The organism is Enterobacter chuandaensis (genome assembly GCF_003594915.1).
GTDB lineage: Bacteria > Pseudomonadota > Gammaproteobacteria > Enterobacterales > Enterobacteriaceae > Enterobacter > Enterobacter chuandaensis.
Map to the genome: position 1 here is coordinate 104,345 of NZ_QZCS01000006.1, position 15,949 is coordinate 120,293.

Genomic DNA, 15,949 nt, shown 5'->3' on the forward strand with positions numbered 1-15,949 from the left:
AATAACGTTTCAGAAATGTAACTTTGCACAAATGAGTTGATTACTCCCAAAGAGAGAGTTTTAACCATAATGAAACGAGGGTTTTTGCAATCTGAAGCGATTCAACAAGGCAAATAATGAAAATTCGCCCACTTATGGAGCATTTCTATTCTATAGGTTGGGTTAGGAAAAATAAGCGGGCCGATTTACAAATGGTTTCTTTTTATTCAAGTGGTCATCATCCCTTCATAAAGCAGGTGCATTCGCAGGCGCTTACCACTATTCTGGCGCTTACGGAAGTCACCACCGCTTTTTTCGGTATCGTTTACCGTAAAGAAATAAATACAGAATATGGACTTTCATAATTACACACGCACAGCGTGAACATAACAACCACACACGAGGTTTCAAATGGAAGCTCAACAGCACGGCGATCAGCTAAAGCGCGGGCTTAAAAACCGCCATATACAGCTCATCGCACTGGGCGGTGCGATTGGTACCGGCCTGTTTCTGGGCAGCGCATCTGTTATCCAGTCAGCCGGTCCCGGCATTATTTTGGGTTACGCGATTGCCGGTTTTATTGCCTTTCTGATTATGCGCCAGCTGGGTGAAATGGTCGTTGAAGAGCCGGTCGCAGGCTCCTTCAGCCACTTTGCCTATAAATACTGGGGCAGCTTCGCGGGCTTCGCCTCCGGCTGGAACTACTGGGTGCTGTACGTTCTGGTTGCCATGGCTGAACTGACCGCCGTTGGGAAATACATTCAGTTCTGGTATCCCGAGATCCCAACCTGGGCCTCTGCTGCGGCTTTCTTCGTGATTATCAACGCCATTAACCTGACCAACGTAAAAGTGTTCGGCGAGATGGAGTTCTGGTTTGCCATTATCAAAGTCATTGCCGTTGTGGCGATGATCATCTTTGGCGGCTGGCTGCTGTTCAGCGGCAACGGCGGCCCGCAGGCAACCGTGCGCAACCTCTGGGAACAGGGCGGCTTCCTGCCTCATGGCATGACCGGTCTGGTGATGATGATGGCGATCATTATGTTCTCCTTCGGCGGCCTGGAGCTGGTGGGTATCACCGCCGCGGAAGCCGATAATCCGGAGCAAAGCATTCCAAAAGCCACTAACCAGGTAATCTACCGCATCCTGATCTTCTACGTGGGCTCGCTGGCCGTGCTGCTCTCTCTGCTGCCGTGGACGCGCGTGACCGCTGACACCAGCCCGTTTGTTCTCATCTTCCATGAGCTGGGCGATACGTTTGTCGCTAACGCCCTGAACATCGTGGTGCTGACCGCCGCGCTCTCCGTTTATAACAGTTGCGTATACTGCAACAGCCGCATGCTGTTCGGCCTGGCTCAGCAGGGCAACGCGCCTAAGATGCTGCTCAACGTTGATAAACGCGGCGTGCCGGTCAATACCATCATTGTTTCAGCCATCGTGACCGCGCTGTGCGTGCTGATTAACTACATGGCACCGGAATCGGCGTTTGGCCTGCTGATGGCGCTGGTAGTCTCTGCCCTGGTTATCAACTGGGCGATGATCAGTCTGGCGCATATGAAGTTCCGCCGCGCGAAACAGCAGCAGGGCGTGACTACGCGCTTCCCTGCCCTGCTCTATCCGCTGGGTAACTGGATTTGCCTGCTGTTCATGGCGGCCGTGCTGGTGATCATGCTGATCACGCCGGGGATGGCGATTTCCGTCTACCTGATCCCGGTCTGGATTGCGATCCTTGGCGTTGGCTATCTCTTTAGCCAGAAAAGCCGTAATGCCATGAAGGCACACTAAGCCCTTCTTCGCGGCGCCTGCTTTTGCGGGTGCCGCGCGTTGTTATCTCCCTCACACTTTCGCTCCCACAGCGCATTTATCCATATCACCGCCCTGATACTGCAACGCATATATTCCTTTGCCAGCAAATAATTCTCTCCATACCGTAAACCGGAGAGCTGTCGATGGATAACAACAAACTGTCAGTAAAAGAAAAGATCGGCTATGGAATGGGTGACGCGGGATGCAACATCATCTTCGGCGCCATCATGTTGTTTGTTAACTATTTCTATACGGATATTTTTGGCCTCGCGCCTGCGCTGGTCGGCGTGCTGCTGCTGTCCGTCCGCGTGATTGACGCCGTAACGGACCCGATCATGGGGGCGATTGCCGACCGTACCCGCAGTAAATATGGCCGGTTTCGTCCATGGCTGCTGTGGATTGCGTTCCCCTACGCGCTGTTCAGCATCCTGATGTTCACCACGCCAGAGTGGAGCTATAACAGCAAAGTTATCTATGCCTTTGTCACCTACTTCCTGTTGTCGCTGACCTACACAGCAATCAACATTCCCTACTGCTCGCTCGGCGGGGTGATCACCAACGATCCGAAAGAGCGCGTCGCCTGCCAGTCGTATCGCTTCGTGCTGGTCGGCATCGCCACGCTACTGCTGTCTCTGACGCTGCTGCCGATGGCCGACTGGTTTGGCGGGGACAACAAAGCCAAAGGCTACCAGATGGCGATGACCGTTCTGGCGCTGATTGGTACCTGCATGTTCCTGTTTTGCTTCGCCACGGTGCGCGAGCGCGTGCGTCCGGCGGTGCAAACCAATGACGAGCTGAAAAACGACCTGAAAGACGTGTGGAAAAACGATCAGTGGGTGCGCATTCTGCTGCTGACGCTGTGCAACGTCTGCCCGGGCTTTATCCGTATGGCCGCGACCATGTATTACGTCACCTGGGTGATGGGCCAGAGCACCCACTTCGCCACGCTGTTTATCAGCCTGGGCGTGGTCGGCATGATGCTCGGCAGTGTGCTGGCGAAAGTGCTGACCGACCGCTGGTGTAAGCTGAAGGTTTTCTTCTGGACCAACATCGTGCTGGCGGTATTCTCCTGCGCCTTCTATTTCTTCGACCCGAAAGCCACCGTTACCATCGTGGTGCTCTACTTCCTGCTGAACATCCTGCACCAGATCCCGTCTCCGCTGCACTGGTCGCTGATGGCCGACGTGGACGACTACGGCGAGTGGAAAACCGGGAAACGCATCACCGGGATCAGCTTCTCCGGCAACATCTTCTTCCTGAAGCTGGGCCTGGCGATTGCCGGCGCGATGGTCGGCTTCCTGCTCTCCTGGTACGGTTATGACGCGGGCGCAAAAGCGCAGAGCGCGGACGCCATTAACGGGATCGTGCTGCTCTTTACCGTCATTCCCGGCATTGGATACTTAATTACCGCTGGCGTGGTACGTCTGCTGAAAGTGGACCGCGAAACCATGAAGCAGATCCAGTCCGATCTGGAAAAGCGTCGCGCCAACTACCGCGAGCTGAACGATTATCAGGAACTTAAAGCCGCTGAGACTAAATAAGGAAAGCTGAATGCAAACCTGGCCAAACCCGTTTATTGAACAACGCGCCGATCCGTATATTTTGCATCACGAGGGGCAATACTATTTCATTGCCTCCGTGCCGGAGTACGACAGGCTGGCGATCCGCCGCGCGGACTCGCTGGAAGGGCTACGCGACGCTGAAGAGGTCGTTGTCTGGCGTAAACCCGAGAGCGGCCCGATGAGTCAGCTAATCTGGGCGCCGGAACTGCACCACATTGACGGCAAGTGGTACATCTATTTTGCCGCGACGCACACCCAGGCGCTCGACGCGCTCGGGATGTTCCAGCACCGTATGTTTGCTGTTGAATGTGCCGACAGCGATCCGCTTACCGGCGCGTGGGTAGAAAAAGGCCAAATAAAAACGCCGTTCGACACCTTTGCGCTGGACGCTACCACGTTCGTGCATCAGGGCAAACGCTGGTACCTGTGGGCGCAAAAAGCCCCACATATTTCCGGTAACTCTAATCTTTATCTTTGCGAAATGGAGAACCCGTGGACGCTGAAAGGCGAGCCGGTGATGCTCAGCAAGCCGGAGTATGACTGGGAGTGCCGCGGTTTCTGGGTCAACGAGGGTCCGGCGGTGCTGGTTCACGGCGATAAGCTGTTTATCAGCTATTCCGCCAGCGCGACCGACGAGAACTACTGCATGGGGTTACTGTGGATAGACCTGAATGCCGATCCGCAAAACCCGGCAAACTGGCACAAATCCCCTCGCCCGGTTTTCGTCACCAGCTACGAGAACCGCCAGTACGGGCCAGGCCACAACAGCTTTACGCAAACGCCGGAAGGGGAAGATGTGCTGGTGTATCACGCAAGAAATTACACCGAAATTGAAGGCGATCCGCTCTACGATCCGAACCGTCATACCCGCCTGAAGCTTGTCCGCTGGAATGAAAACGGGATGCCTGATTTCGGCATCCCGCCTGCGGATACGTTGTAACGGCTTCGGCGCGCTGGCTTACACCAGCGTGCCGTAAATCGTCAGCAGCGCCACAATCACCACCACCACAAACGAGGTTTTCTTCGCCATTGAGACGGCGGCTTTTGGCGTTTCGATCCTGTCGGTATGCGGCTCTCGCGCCAGCGAGAACTGCGCCAGGCGCGTCAACACCTGATACTGCGACGTATGGCGGTCCGCAAGAGAGGCGAACCATGCGGGCAGCGCTTTTTCACCGTGACCAATTAACGCATACACCACGCCCACCAGACGCACCGGGAGCCAGTCGAGCACGTGCAGGATGGCATCAATGCCCGAGAGCAAACGCTCGTGCGGCGTCAGGTAACGGGCAAGCCAGGTCTGCCAGGCGCGCAGGAACGCATATCCCATCAGCAGTACCGGCCCCCACGGGCCGCCCACCACGAACCAGAACAGCGGCGCCAGGTAATAGCGGAAGTTAATCCACAAAAGCGCGTTTTGCAGCTCGCGCAGAAACTCGCGCTCATCGCAGTCCGGCGGCACGCCGTGGATCATCGTCAGCTCGCTCGCCATGGCACCGCGCGCGTGGGCATCATCACGGGAGGCGGCTTTCAGGTAGGCGTGATAGTGCAAACGCACCTTACCCGCACCGATGCACAGCACCCCAAGCAGGATCCACACCACCAGCAGCGGCACGTTGAAAAAGAGTCCGTACAGCGAGCGCAGCAGCAGGAAAGTAATAAGCATGACGCCCGCCATCATCAACAGCGTACGCAGCATGGAAAAGTGCTTAATCCGGCGGAATATCACCTCCAGCCGGTGATCCAGATGCCAGTGCTCGCCGAGCTTGAACAGGCGTTCAGCGATGATAACCAGCAGCATGGTGAACAACGTCATGGTATCTCCTTATTCTGACGACGCGGTAAGCATGGCGCGAAACCGTGACCAGTCAAATGCCGGGCCGGGATCGGTTTTTCTCGCCGGAGCAATATCACTGTGTCCGGTAATATTGTCAGCGATTGCCGGATAGAGCCCAATAAGCGTTTGGGTCACGGCTGCTAATTGTTGATACTGTGCATCCGTGTAAGGCGTGGTATCCGTGCCTTCCAGCTCGATCCCGATGGAGAAATCGTTGCACCGTTCGCGCTCCTGATACATCGATACCCCGGCATGCCAGGCGCGCTTGTCAAAAGGAACGTACTGAACCACCTCGCCATCACGACGAATCAGACAGTGAGCCGACACGCGCAGATGCGCAATCTCAGCGAAGAAGGGATGAGCATTCGGATCTATCGTTCCCGTGAATAACGCATCGATCCACGGACCGCCAAACTCACCCGGCGGGAGACTTATATTATGAACCACCAGCAGTGTGGGCTTTTCATCCTCCGGGCGGCAGTCGTGGTGCGGCGAAGGCATATGCCGCGCATCCACCAGCCATCCGTTTTCTAACAACATGCTGGAACTCCTTCTGTATGGTGCAATGACTCGGTTCAGAGTAGCATGTTTCAATATTATGATTCGTTACCAATTTGGAGTTTTATCATGCCGCCTCGCCGCTATAACCCCGACCATCGACGTGAAGCGCTTCTGGAACGTATTAATAGTGATATCCCGGCAAGCGTTGCCCATGCCCTGAAAGAAGATCTCGGCGGTGACGTCAGTGCCGATAACGATATTACCGCCCAATTGTTGCCAAAAGAGTCTCGCTCGCACGCGGTCATTATTACCCGTGAAGAGGGTGTTTTTTGCGGCAAGCGCTGGGTTGAAGAGGTCTTTACCCAGCTGGCGGGTGACGAAGTGCAGGTGACATGGCATGTTGCAGATGGTGATGCGGTAACAGCCAATCAGCCGTTGTTCGAGCTGGACGGTCCTTCACGCGTATTGCTGACCGGCGAGCGTACCGCGCTCAATTTTGTCCAAACCCTCTCGGGCGTCGCCAGTGAAGTGCGTCGCTACGTTGACCTGCTTTCCGGTACCCGAACCCAGCTGCTGGATACCCGCAAAACGCTGCCGGGCCTGCGCACTGCGCTGAAGTACGCGGTGCTGTGCGGCGGCGGCGCAAACCATCGTCTTGGCTTATCCGATGCCTTCCTGATTAAAGAGAACCACATTATTGCTTCTGGCTCCGTGCGTCAGGCGGTGGAGAAAGCCTTCTGGCTGCACCCGGATGTGCCTGTTGAAGTGGAAGTCGAAAGCCTTGAAGAGCTGGAGCAGGCAATTAAGGCGGGGGCCGATATCATCATGCTCGATAACTTCGAAACAGAGCAGATGCGCGAGGCGGTAAAACTGACGAACGGCCGGGCCCAGCTGGAAGTGTCCGGGAACGTCACCTTCGACACGATCCGTGAATTCGCCGAAACCGGCGTGGATTACATCTCCGTCGGCGCGCTGACCAAACACGTCCGCGCCCTCGACCTCTCAATGCGCTTCAAATAACACTCGCTCCCCTCTCTGCGCGGAGAGGGGAATTTCAGCCTCGCTCGCAATTCCGTTGCCCTTTTCTGCAACGCGGAATGAAATCTCTGAAGCTCCTTTCTCGTTCTCTTTTTTGCCCCTCGTTTCTGCCCTTTCCCGCTGACAAAGTAGCGCCACTTTGCATAAGGAGCAGATATGAACAGACAACAAGGATTCACACTCATTGAGCTGATGGTGGTCATTGGCATTATTGCGATTCTGAGCGCCATCGGCGTTCCCGCCTATCAGAACTACCTTCGTAAAGCAGCTCTCACCGATATGCTGCAAACCTTCGTTCCCTATCGCACTGCCATTGAGCTGTGCGCGCTGGATCATGGTGGCGTAGAGAGCTGCGATGCGGGCAGTAACGGCATCCCTTCCCCCACCACGACGCGTTACGTCTCGGGGATGAGCGTGGCGAAAGGGATCGTGAGTCTGACAGGCCAGGAGAGCCTGAACGGGCTGACGGTCATCATGACGCCGCAGTGGAGCACCGGCAACGGCATGACGGGCTGGATGCGTGACTGCAATATCAGTGCTGACAGCGCGCTTAAGCAGGCCTGCGAAGACGTTTTCCGCTTCGACACTCACTAAGGAGCGGATAATGAACACCGATCAACTCGTGGCGCTTTGTCTTCGCCATCACGCTCTGCTGCTCACCAGCGACAGCGATATGATTAGCATCGCCGTCGTGGGAAACCCGGCAACTGAGCTGATGGAGGCCCTGCGATTCGCAACCCAGAAGCGGATTGATATCGAATGCTGGAGCGCTGAACGCATGGAAAAGCACCGGCAATTAACCGCACAGTCGCATCTGCCCGTCGTTTCGCAAACCCACTCAGCGGTGGATATCCTTAACCATACGCTGCAGCAGGCGATAAGCCAGCGCGCATCCGACATTCATATTGAGCCGATGGAACACGCCTGCCAGATCCGCCTGCGTATCGACGGCGTACTTTGCCCACAGCCTCCTCTTTCCGCTGCGCTGGCGACGATGCTCAGCGCCCGGTTAAAAGTGCTGGGTAATCTGGATATCGCTGAACGCCGCTTACCGCAGGATGGCCAGTTTACGGTTGAGCTAACAAACGAGCCGGTCTCGTTTCGTATCGCCACGCTTCCCTGCAGCGGCGGTGAGAAAATTGTGCTGCGTCTGCTGCATCAGGTTCAGCAGGCGCTTGAACCGAAAGCGCTTGGTATGAGCGCTCAACAGCTGGCCTGTTTTAATGAGGTGCTCCACCAGCCTCAGGGGCTGATTCTGGTCACCGGCCCCACGGGCAGCGGCAAAACCGTAACGCTGTACAGCGCGCTGCAGGCGCGTAACACTCCTGATGTCAACATCTGCAGCGTAGAGGATCCCATTGAAATCCCGCTTGCGGGGCTGAATCAGACGCAGATTAACCCCCGCGCGGGCTTAACCTTCCAGAGCGTGTTGAGGGCGCTGCTTCGTCAGGATCCCGACATCATTATGGTCGGTGAAATTCGCGATGGCGAAACGGCAGAAATCGCCATTAATGCCGCGCAGACCGGCCATCTGGTGCTGTCGACGCTGCACACCAACTCAACGACGGAAACCCTCATTCGCCTGGAGCAAATGGGCGTCGCGCGGTGGATGATCTCTTCCGCGCTCACGATGGTGATTGCCCAGCGGCTGGTTCGGCGTCTGTGTCCACACTGCCGACAGAAAACCGGGGAACATACAGACTTACCCCGCTCGGTCTGGCGGCAGCCGCTTCCACGCTGGCAGCCTGCAGGCTGCGAGCGTTGCTACCACGGTTTTTATGGCCGCCTGGCTATTTTTGAAGTGCTTGCAATCGATAATCCCCTGCGGCAGGTGATTGCCAGCGGAGCAGGCGTCGAGGTGATAGAAGCCAGCGCCCGGCAGGCAGGATTAGTCTCGCTGTTTGAACATGGCTGTATGGCCGTTGAACAAGGGATGACCACGCTCGAGGAGTTAATGCGAGTTCTGGGTATGCCCGATGGCTGCTAATCAACTCTGGCGCTGGCGAGCGCTCACCAAAGAAGGGGAGCCCAGAAGCGGGGCTCTCTGGGCAGAAGACCGCAACGCGGCCTTCACCAGGCTGATGCGTGAGGATCTCCATCCTTTGACGTTAACCCGATGCCCTCCGCGACACCGCTGGCGACCACATCACTGCTACGAGATGTTTCGCCAGCTTGCAACGCTTCTGCAGGCTGGCCTGACGCTTGCGCATAGCCTGCAAATGCTGGCAGAACAGCATCCACTCGAACCGTGGCGGGCGCTGCTGCAAAGCGTTGCCGATGAGCTCAGCGAAGGGTCTCCTTTTTCTGAGGCGCTCAAACGGTGGCCAGCGGTCTTTAGCCCACTGCATATCTCAATGGTGAAGACCGGGGAGCTAACGGGAAAGCTTGAAGAGTGCTGCCGTCAGCTTGCTGAGCAGCAAAAATCGCAGCAGCAACTCAGTGCGAAAGTGCAAAAAGCGCTTCGCTACCCGGCGATCGTCCTGATGCTGGCCGTGCTCGTCGTACTGGCAATGGTCACCCTGGTATTGCCCGAATTTGCCGCGATCTACAAAACGTTTAATACTCCGCTTCCGGCGCTGACGCGAATTGTGATGGGGATAGCCGCTTTTATGCAGTCATATGCCCTCGCACTCTTCGCGATGCTACTGATTCCTGTCATCGCAGCCCGGGCTCTGCGGCACCATCCTCGCTGGCAGCGTATTCTGTTGCATATGCCCGTAATGGGAACGCTAATAAAAGGGCAAAAAATGGGGCAGATTTTCACCGTGCTGTCGCTCACGCAGCAGGCGGGCATTGCTTTCCTGCAGGGGCTTGAGAGTGCAGAGGAGACCGTTGAAAGCCGGTACTGGCAAGAGATTCTTCGCAGTGTGCGGGAGGACATTGAAAAAGGTCTCCCCGTCTGGTCATCTTTTCAGAAGGCGGCATTGTTTACCCCGCTCTGTATTCAGCTTTTGCGAACCGGCGAGATGTCAGGTTCGCTGGACGTGATGCTGGCAAATCTTGCCCGTCATCACACGGAGCAAACCTTTCAGTTAGCCGATAATCTGGCAGCGCTTCTGGAGCCGCTGCTCCTGGTTGTGACGGGGGTCATCATCGGCACGCTGGTGGTGGCAATGTATTTGCCAATCTTCCATCTGGGGGATGCGATGAGCGCGGGATAGTGCATTGCTGGCGCACGAGCATGCGCCAGCGAAAGCCATTACAGGCTGTTGAAAACGCGGTTTTCCTGCTCCTGAACGCGAATAAACGTTGTGCGTTTCGTCAGCTCTTTCAGGCGGGATGCACCGACGTAGGTACAGGCTGAGCGCAGGCCGCCCAGGATGTCGCGCGCGGTGTTTTCAACCGGGCCGCGCAGAGGCAGCTTCACGGTTTTGCCTTCTGCCGCACGGTATTTGGCCACGCCACCGACGTGGCGGGTCATCGCGGATTCAGAGCTCATACCGTAGAACAGCATGAATTTCTCGCCGTTTTCTTCCACTACGGTGCCGCCGCTCTCTTCGTGGCCTGCCAGCATACCGCCGAGCATCACGAAGTCCGCGCCGCCGCCAAAGGCTTTAGCCACGTCGCCTGGCATGGTGCAACCGCCGTCGCTGATGATCTGGCCGCCCAGACCGTGCGCCGCATCGGCACATTCAATCACCGCAGAGAGCTGCGGATAACCGACACCGGTCTTGACGCGCGTGGTGCATACGGAACCCGGACCAATGCCCACTTTCACGATGTCAGCCCCGGAAAGAATCAGCTCTTCACACATTTCTCCGGTCACCACGTTGCCCGCGATGATAGTTTTGGTCGGCCAGGCCTGGCGCGCCTTGCTGACGAACTGCACGAAATGCTCGGAGTAACCGTTCGCCACATCAATACAAACGAAGTTAAGCGCCGGGTTAGCATTCAGGATCTGTTTGGTCTTCTCGAAATCGGCATCGGAGGTACCGGTAGAAACCATTACGTGCTTCACCACGTCAGCAGACGCTGAGGCAACAAACGCATTCCACTCTTCAGGGGTGTAGTGTTTGTGGACCGCGGTAAGAATATCGAACTGAGCCAGCGCCATTGCCATCTCAAAGGTACCGACCGTATCCATGTTGGCAGCAATGATTGGCACGCCAGACCAGGTCTGACCGGAATGCTTAAAGGTGAATTGACGTTCGAGTTCAACGTCTGAGCGACTTTTCAGTGTAGAGCGTTTAGGGCGGATAAGAACGTCTTTGAAACCTAACTTCAGATCTTCTTCGATACGCATGTGCGGATTCCTGGGGTTAGAGGCAAATATGTTAAAAGCACAACTCCAGTGACGCTATCATACGCACTAATACCTGCTCCGCAAGACTGCGAAATTCTCTTTTTTTACGCTACAATCCTATAAATTTACCTGGTAAAAAGCCGGTAAAGAGAGCCAAACATTTGCTGTCGCACGTTTGTTTTTTAAGCATCTGATTTTAATAATGAATAATTCCCAGGATTTGATTTAATGGGGTATATCGTCGCATTAACCGGCGGCATCGGTAGTGGCAAAAGTACCGTTGCGGACGCGTTTTCTCGTCTTGGCATCGCGATTATTGATGCTGATATCATTGCCCGTCAGGTGGTAGAGCCCCATACACCCGCGCTAAAGGCCATCGCAGACCATTTTGGTCAGGCTATCATCAATGCCGATGGCACACTGAATCGCCGCCAGCTTCGCGAATGCATTTTTTCCGATTCTGCGGAAAAAGCCTGGCTTAATGCCCTGCTCCACCCCATTATCCATCAGGAAACTCAGCGTCAGATAGCCGCAGCCCGCTCGCCTTATGTCTTGTGGGTGGTTCCGCTCCTGGTTGAAAATCAGCTGCATAAGAAAGCCGATCGGGTACTGGTGATTGATGTTGCACCCGAGACGCAAATCCAGCGAACCATGACGCGCGACCATGTCTCGCGTGAACATGCTGAACAAATTCTTGCCGCTCAGGCCACGCGCGCTCAGCGCCTTGCCGTTGCGGATGATGTCATTGATAATAACGGCGCACCAGATGCCATTGCATCGGATGTTGCCCGTCTGCACGCGCAGTATCTGTCGTTCGCCGCGCAGGCCGTTGCACAGGAAAAACCATAATGTCGACTCACATCCTTTTTGAGCATCCGCTTAATGAAAAAATGCGTACCTGGCTGCGCATAGAATTTCTCATCCAACAGCTTTCACAACATCTGCCTGTTAACGATCATGCCACGGCGTTGCACTTCTTTCGCAACGTAGGCGATCTGCTGGATGTGATTGAGCGTGGCGATGTCCGCACTGAGCTGTTGAAAGAGCTGGAGCGCCAGCAGCGTAAATTACAGGCCTGGGCCGAAGTGCCGGGCGTGGATCAAAGTCGAATTGACGCCTTACGTCAGCAGTTGAAAAACAGCAGCACGACGCTGATGGCCGCACCGCGCGTCGGACAGTTTTTACGAGAGGATCGTTTAATTGCGCTGGTGCGCCAGCGTCTGAGCATACCGGGCGGATGTTGCAGTTTTGACCTGCCAACGCTGCATATGTGGCTGCACATGCCTCAGGAACAGCGCGATCGCCAGGTGAACAACTGGCTGGGAAGCCTGGAGCCAATGCATCAGACGTTATCGCTCATCCTCGATCTTGTGCGTAACTCAGCCCCGTTCCGCAAGCAAACCAGCCTCAATGGTTTCTATCAGGACAACGGCGACGACGCCGATCTGCTGCGCCTGAACCTGTCTCTCGACGAACAGCTTTACCCGCAAATATCCGGGCATAAAAGCCGTTTCGCGATCCGCTTTATGCCGCTGGACAGTGAAAATGGCACCGTGCCGGAACGCCTCGATTTTGAACTGGCCTGTTGTTAAGGAGTGCCAATGTCTGACATCACAACCGTAAACTGCCCGACCTGTGGCAAAACCGTTGTCTGGGGCGAAGTGAGTCCGTTCCGCCCATTCTGCTGCAAGCGCTGTCAGCTCATTGACCTGGGCGAATGGGCGGCGGAAGAGAAACGCATTCCAAGCGAAGGCGATCTCTCGGACAGCGATGACTGGAGTGAAAGCCAGCAGTAACATCCAAAGCCTGCTGGCGCTTCGCTTAGCAGGCCTGCTATTGTGCAGCTAACCGCAGGATAACGGGCTCATTAGCTGGCGGAAATTTTTCGGCATCACTGGCCTGAAGTTCCACCCAGTTACCCGGCTGTCCCTCTTTTCCCCAGGGTTCACCTTCCCAGTTTTCCACCAGCCAGAACCACAGCGTGATGTGCCTGTCCGGAAACTGGTATTCAAGCTTATCAAACAGCGTTGCGCCAAGCGGAGTTATTCCCACCTCTTCCTGAAGCTCCCGAATCAGCGCCTCTTCCGGCGTTTCACCTGACTCGATTTTACCGCCAGGAAACTCCCACTTGTTCGCCATATGGGCGTCGGCAGCGCGCTGGGTGATGAAGATTTGGTTTTGCGGGTTGCGAATAATCCCGACAGCAATTTGCAGTATTTTCATAGTGTCACTTCCATAAAAAAGGCGCAGAAATCTGCGCCTTTTTGTTTTTTATGAACTTAGCTCAGACGGCCGTGGCACGCCTTGTACTTTTTACCGGAACCACACGGGCACGGATCGTTACGACCCACTTTACGATCGCCGGTCTGTGCGGCGATCGCGGCTGCGGCTTCGCTTTCGTCAGTCTGGTGGCTCAGCTGCTGCATCTGCGCCAGACGCTCAGCTTCTTCACGACGCTGCTGCTCCATCGCTTCCACTTCTTCCGGCATGCGCACCTGAACCTTGCTCAGGGTGCTGATTACTTCGTACTTCAGTGATTCCAGCATAGAGGCAAACATGGAGAAGGATTCACGCTTGTACTCCTGCTTCGGATCTTTCTGCGCATAGCCACGCAGGTGGATACCCTGACGCAGGTAGTCCATTGCCGCCAGGTGCTCTTTCCACAGGGAGTCCAGGGTCTGCAGCATGACGCCTTTCTCGAAGTGACGCATCATCTCTGCGCCAACCACTTCTTCCTTACGCTTGTAGACGTCCAGCGCGGTTTCGTAGATACGCTCGCGCAGGGTCTCTTCATGCAGCTCAGGCTCTTTATCCAGCCACTCTTTGATTGGCAGATCGAGATCGAAGTCGTTTTTCAGGCGTTCCTGCAGGCCTTCAACATCCCACATCTCTTCCAGAGACTGCGGTGGAATATGCGCGTCGATGGTGGCTTTAAACACATCTTCACGAATGCTGTTGATGGTTTCGCTCACGTCGGACACGTCCAGCAGTTCGTTACGCTGGGTGTAAATTGCACGACGCTGGTCGTTGGCAACGTCATCGTATTCCAGCAGCTGCTTACGAATATCGAAGTTGCGGCTTTCCACTTTACGCTGGGCGTTAGCAATCGCCTTGGTGACCCACGGGTGCTCGATGGCTTCGCCTGGCTTCATGCCCAGCTTGCGCATCATGCCCGACACGCGGTCGGAGGCGAAAATACGCATCAGCGCATCTTCCATAGACAGGTAGAAGCGGGAGGAACCGGCATCACCCTGACGACCTGCACGGCCGCGCAGCTGGTTGTCGATACGACGAGATTCGTGACGCTCGGTACCAATGATGTGCAGACCACCGGATGCCAGCACCGCATCGTGACGCACCTGCCAGTCGGCTTTGATCTGCGCGATCTGTTCTGGCGTTGGGTTTTCCAGCTCCGCCACTTCCGCCTGCCAGCTACCGCCGAGCATAATATCGGTACCACGGCCTGCCATGTTGGTGGCGATGGTCACGGCTGCCGGATAACCCGCCTGCGCAACGATATCTGCTTCTTTGGCGTGGAATTTGGCGTTCAGAACATTGTGTTTGATGCCCGCTTTGGTCAGCTCGTTGGAAACCACTTCAGATTTCTCAATCGAGATGGTCCCCACCAGCACCGGCTGACCATTGGCGGTACGATCGCGAATATCTTCGATGATCGCCTGAATTTTTTCCGCTTCGGTCATGTACACCAGGTCCGGCATATCTTTACGGATCATCGGACGGTTGGTTGGCACAACCACGGTATCCAGCTTGTAGATAGAGCTGAATTCAAACGCTTCGGTATCGGCAGTACCGGTCATCCCTGCCAGCTTCTCGTACAGACGGAAGTAGTTCTGGAAGGTGATAGAGGCCAGCGTCTGGTTTTCGTTTTGAATATCCACGCCTTCTTTGGCTTCAACAGCCTGGTGTAGACCGTCAGACCAGCGACGCCCCTGCATGGTACGGCCAGTATGTTCATCGACGATGATGACTTCACCGTCTTTTACGATGTAGTCGACGTCCCGGGTAAACAGCGCGTGGGCACGCAGCGCAGCGGTCACGTGGTGCATCAGCATGATATTGCTCGGGGAGTACAGGGACTCACCCTCTTCCATGATGCCTTCAGCGACCAGCAGCTCTTCGATTTTCACCAGGCCGCGTTCAGTCAGGTTGACCTGACGCGCTTTTTCATCAACGGAGAAGTGGCCTTCACCCTGGAAGGTATCGGAGTCTTCTTTCTCCTGACGCAGCAGGTGTGGAATGATTTTGTCGACTTTACGGTACATTTCGGAGCTGTCTTCGGCCGGGCCGGAGATGATCAGCGGGGTACGCGCTTCATCGATCAGAATGGAGTCAACCTCATCCACCAGCGCATAGTGCAGCTTACGCTGTACGCGCTCTTCGGGGCTGAACGCCATGTTGTCGCGCAGGTAGTCGAAGCCGTATTCGTTGTTGGTGCCGTAGGTGATGTCCGCGTTGTAGGCTTCGCGCTTAGCGGGTGCCGGCAGTCCGGACATGTTAATGCCAACGGTCATGCCGAGGAATTCGAACAGCGGACGGTTATTTTCGGCGTCACGCTGCGCCAGATAGTCGTTGACGGTAACGACGTGAACCCCTTTACCGGTCAGTGCATTCAGGTAAGCCGGCAGCGTTGCGGTCAGGGTTTTACCTTCACCGGTACGCATTTCCGCGATGCAGCGCTCGTTGAGCACCATACCACCCAGCAGCTGAACGTCGAAGTGACGCATGCCGAACACACGCTTACTTGCTTCACGTACTACGGCGAAAGCTTCCGGGATCAGGCTTTCTAAGGTTTCACCTTTTTCCAGACGCGCGCGGAATTCCGCGGTTTTCGCTTTCAGCTCGTCGTCGGAGAGCTTCTCCATCGCCGGTTCCATACCGTTGATGACGTTTACCGCTTTGCGCATACGGCGCAGGGTACGATCGTTACGACTACCAAAAACTTTGGTTAATAATTTGATTAGCATAATA

General features: G+C 55.6%; 16 protein-coding genes. 11 read left to right on the forward strand and 5 right to left on the reverse strand.

All coding sequences use genetic code 11. The features are described 5' to 3' along the window. The first annotated feature begins 116 nt into the window (after nucleotides 1–116). The 4 genes from D5066_RS11665 to D5066_RS11680 all read left to right on the forward strand — a co-directional run bounded on the left by D5066_RS11665 (nucleotide 117) and on the right by D5066_RS11680 (nucleotide 4,284). Nucleotides 117–344, forward strand: coding sequence for a hypothetical protein (locus D5066_RS11665; RefSeq protein WP_119916026.1), 228 nt, complete (start codon nucleotides 117–119; stop codon nucleotides 342–344). 46 nt (nucleotides 345–390) lie between these two features. Then, a complete protein-coding gene (gene aroP, locus D5066_RS11670) occupies nucleotides 391–1,761 on the forward strand; it encodes an aromatic amino acid transporter AroP (protein WP_028015528.1) in 1,371 nt (456 codons plus the stop codon). A 164-nt stretch (nucleotides 1,762–1,925) separates the two neighbouring features. Continuing rightward, nucleotides 1,926–3,323 carry a glycoside-pentoside-hexuronide (GPH):cation symporter gene (locus D5066_RS11675; RefSeq protein ID WP_080328673.1) on the forward strand — a complete coding sequence of 466 codons (1,398 nt, stop codon included), beginning with the start codon at nucleotides 1,926–1,928 and terminating at the stop codon, nucleotides 3,321–3,323. A 10-nt stretch (nucleotides 3,324–3,333) separates the two neighbouring features. Beyond that, nucleotides 3,334–4,284, forward strand: a complete 951-nt coding sequence (locus D5066_RS11680) for a glycoside hydrolase family 43 protein (protein ID WP_119916027.1) — start codon at nucleotides 3,334–3,336, stop codon at nucleotides 4,282–4,284. A gap of 18 nt (nucleotides 4,285–4,302) precedes the next feature. Here D5066_RS11680 and ampE read toward each other — a convergent pair whose 3' ends face one another. Both ampE and ampD read right to left on the reverse strand, forming a co-directional pair. Continuing rightward, nucleotides 4,303–5,157 carry a beta-lactamase regulator AmpE gene (ampE, locus tag D5066_RS11685; protein ID WP_080328675.1) on the reverse strand — a complete coding sequence of 285 codons (855 nt, stop codon included), beginning with the start codon at nucleotides 5,155–5,157 and terminating at the stop codon, nucleotides 4,303–4,305. Nucleotides 5,158–5,166: 9 nt separating this feature from the next. After that, a complete protein-coding gene (gene ampD / locus D5066_RS11690) occupies nucleotides 5,167–5,718 on the reverse strand; it encodes a 1,6-anhydro-N-acetylmuramyl-L-alanine amidase AmpD (protein WP_119916028.1) in 552 nt (183 codons plus the stop codon). 87 nt (nucleotides 5,719–5,805) lie between these two features. Between ampD and nadC the strand changes: the two genes are divergently transcribed. The 4 genes from nadC to hofC all read left to right on the forward strand — a co-directional run bounded on the left by nadC (nucleotide 5,806) and on the right by hofC (nucleotide 9,878). Beyond that, on the forward strand, nucleotides 5,806–6,699 hold the full coding sequence (gene nadC, locus D5066_RS11695; RefSeq protein WP_119916029.1) for a carboxylating nicotinate-nucleotide diphosphorylase: 894 nt from the start codon (nucleotides 5,806–5,808) through the stop codon (nucleotides 6,697–6,699). Nucleotides 6,700–6,873: 174 nt separating this feature from the next. Next, on the forward strand, nucleotides 6,874–7,311 hold the full coding sequence (gene ppdD, locus D5066_RS11700) for a prepilin peptidase-dependent pilin (protein WP_119916030.1): 438 nt from the start codon (nucleotides 6,874–6,876) through the stop codon (nucleotides 7,309–7,311). 10 nt (nucleotides 7,312–7,321) lie between these two features. Beyond that, on the forward strand, nucleotides 7,322–8,704 hold the full coding sequence (gene gspE / locus D5066_RS11705; protein WP_119916031.1) for a type II secretion system protein GspE: 1,383 nt from the start codon (nucleotides 7,322–7,324) through the stop codon (nucleotides 8,702–8,704). Then, complete coding sequence (hofC, locus tag D5066_RS11710; RefSeq protein WP_080328680.1) at nucleotides 8,694–9,878, forward strand: protein transport protein HofC; 1,185 nt, start codon at nucleotides 8,694–8,696, stop codon at nucleotides 9,876–9,878. Before gspE ends, hofC begins: the two co-directional genes overlap by 11 nt. 38 nt (nucleotides 9,879–9,916) lie before the next feature. Here the strand turns inward: hofC and D5066_RS11715 are convergent, their stop codons facing one another. Then, nucleotides 9,917–10,960 carry a GMP reductase gene (locus D5066_RS11715; protein ID WP_119916032.1) on the reverse strand — a complete coding sequence of 348 codons (1,044 nt, stop codon included), beginning with the start codon at nucleotides 10,958–10,960 and terminating at the stop codon, nucleotides 9,917–9,919. A gap of 228 nt (nucleotides 10,961–11,188) precedes the next feature. On the opposite strand from D5066_RS11715, the gene coaE reads away from it, so the two are divergent. Genes coaE through yacG form a run of 3 tightly spaced genes read left to right on the forward strand, consistent with a single transcriptional unit; the run spans nucleotide 11,189 to nucleotide 12,756 of the window. Beyond that, nucleotides 11,189–11,809 (forward strand): dephospho-CoA kinase, encoded by a 621-nt coding sequence (gene coaE, locus D5066_RS11720; RefSeq protein WP_080328682.1) that lies wholly within the window; start codon nucleotides 11,189–11,191, stop codon nucleotides 11,807–11,809. Next, nucleotides 11,809–12,552, forward strand: a complete 744-nt coding sequence (gene zapD, locus D5066_RS11725; protein WP_119916033.1) for a cell division protein ZapD — start codon at nucleotides 11,809–11,811, stop codon at nucleotides 12,550–12,552. The genes coaE and zapD overlap by 1 nt, the downstream gene beginning before the upstream one ends. Nucleotides 12,553–12,561: 9 nt before the next feature. Continuing rightward, nucleotides 12,562–12,756 carry a DNA gyrase inhibitor YacG gene (gene yacG / locus D5066_RS11730; RefSeq protein ID WP_119916034.1) on the forward strand — a complete coding sequence of 65 codons (195 nt, stop codon included), beginning with the start codon at nucleotides 12,562–12,564 and terminating at the stop codon, nucleotides 12,754–12,756. A gap of 37 nt (nucleotides 12,757–12,793) precedes the next feature. Here yacG and mutT read toward each other — a convergent pair whose 3' ends face one another. Together mutT and secA are read right to left on the reverse strand one after the other, a co-directional pair. Then, nucleotides 12,794–13,183: an 8-oxo-dGTP diphosphatase MutT gene (gene mutT / locus D5066_RS11735; protein ID WP_080328684.1), complete on the reverse strand. Its 390-nt coding sequence runs from the start codon at nucleotides 13,181–13,183 to the stop codon at nucleotides 12,794–12,796. Between the two features lie 56 nt (nucleotides 13,184–13,239). Next, on the reverse strand, nucleotides 13,240–15,945 hold the full coding sequence (secA, locus tag D5066_RS11740; RefSeq protein ID WP_119916035.1) for a preprotein translocase subunit SecA: 2,706 nt from the start codon (nucleotides 15,943–15,945) through the stop codon (nucleotides 13,240–13,242). Nucleotides 15,946–15,949 lie beyond the last annotated feature (4 nt).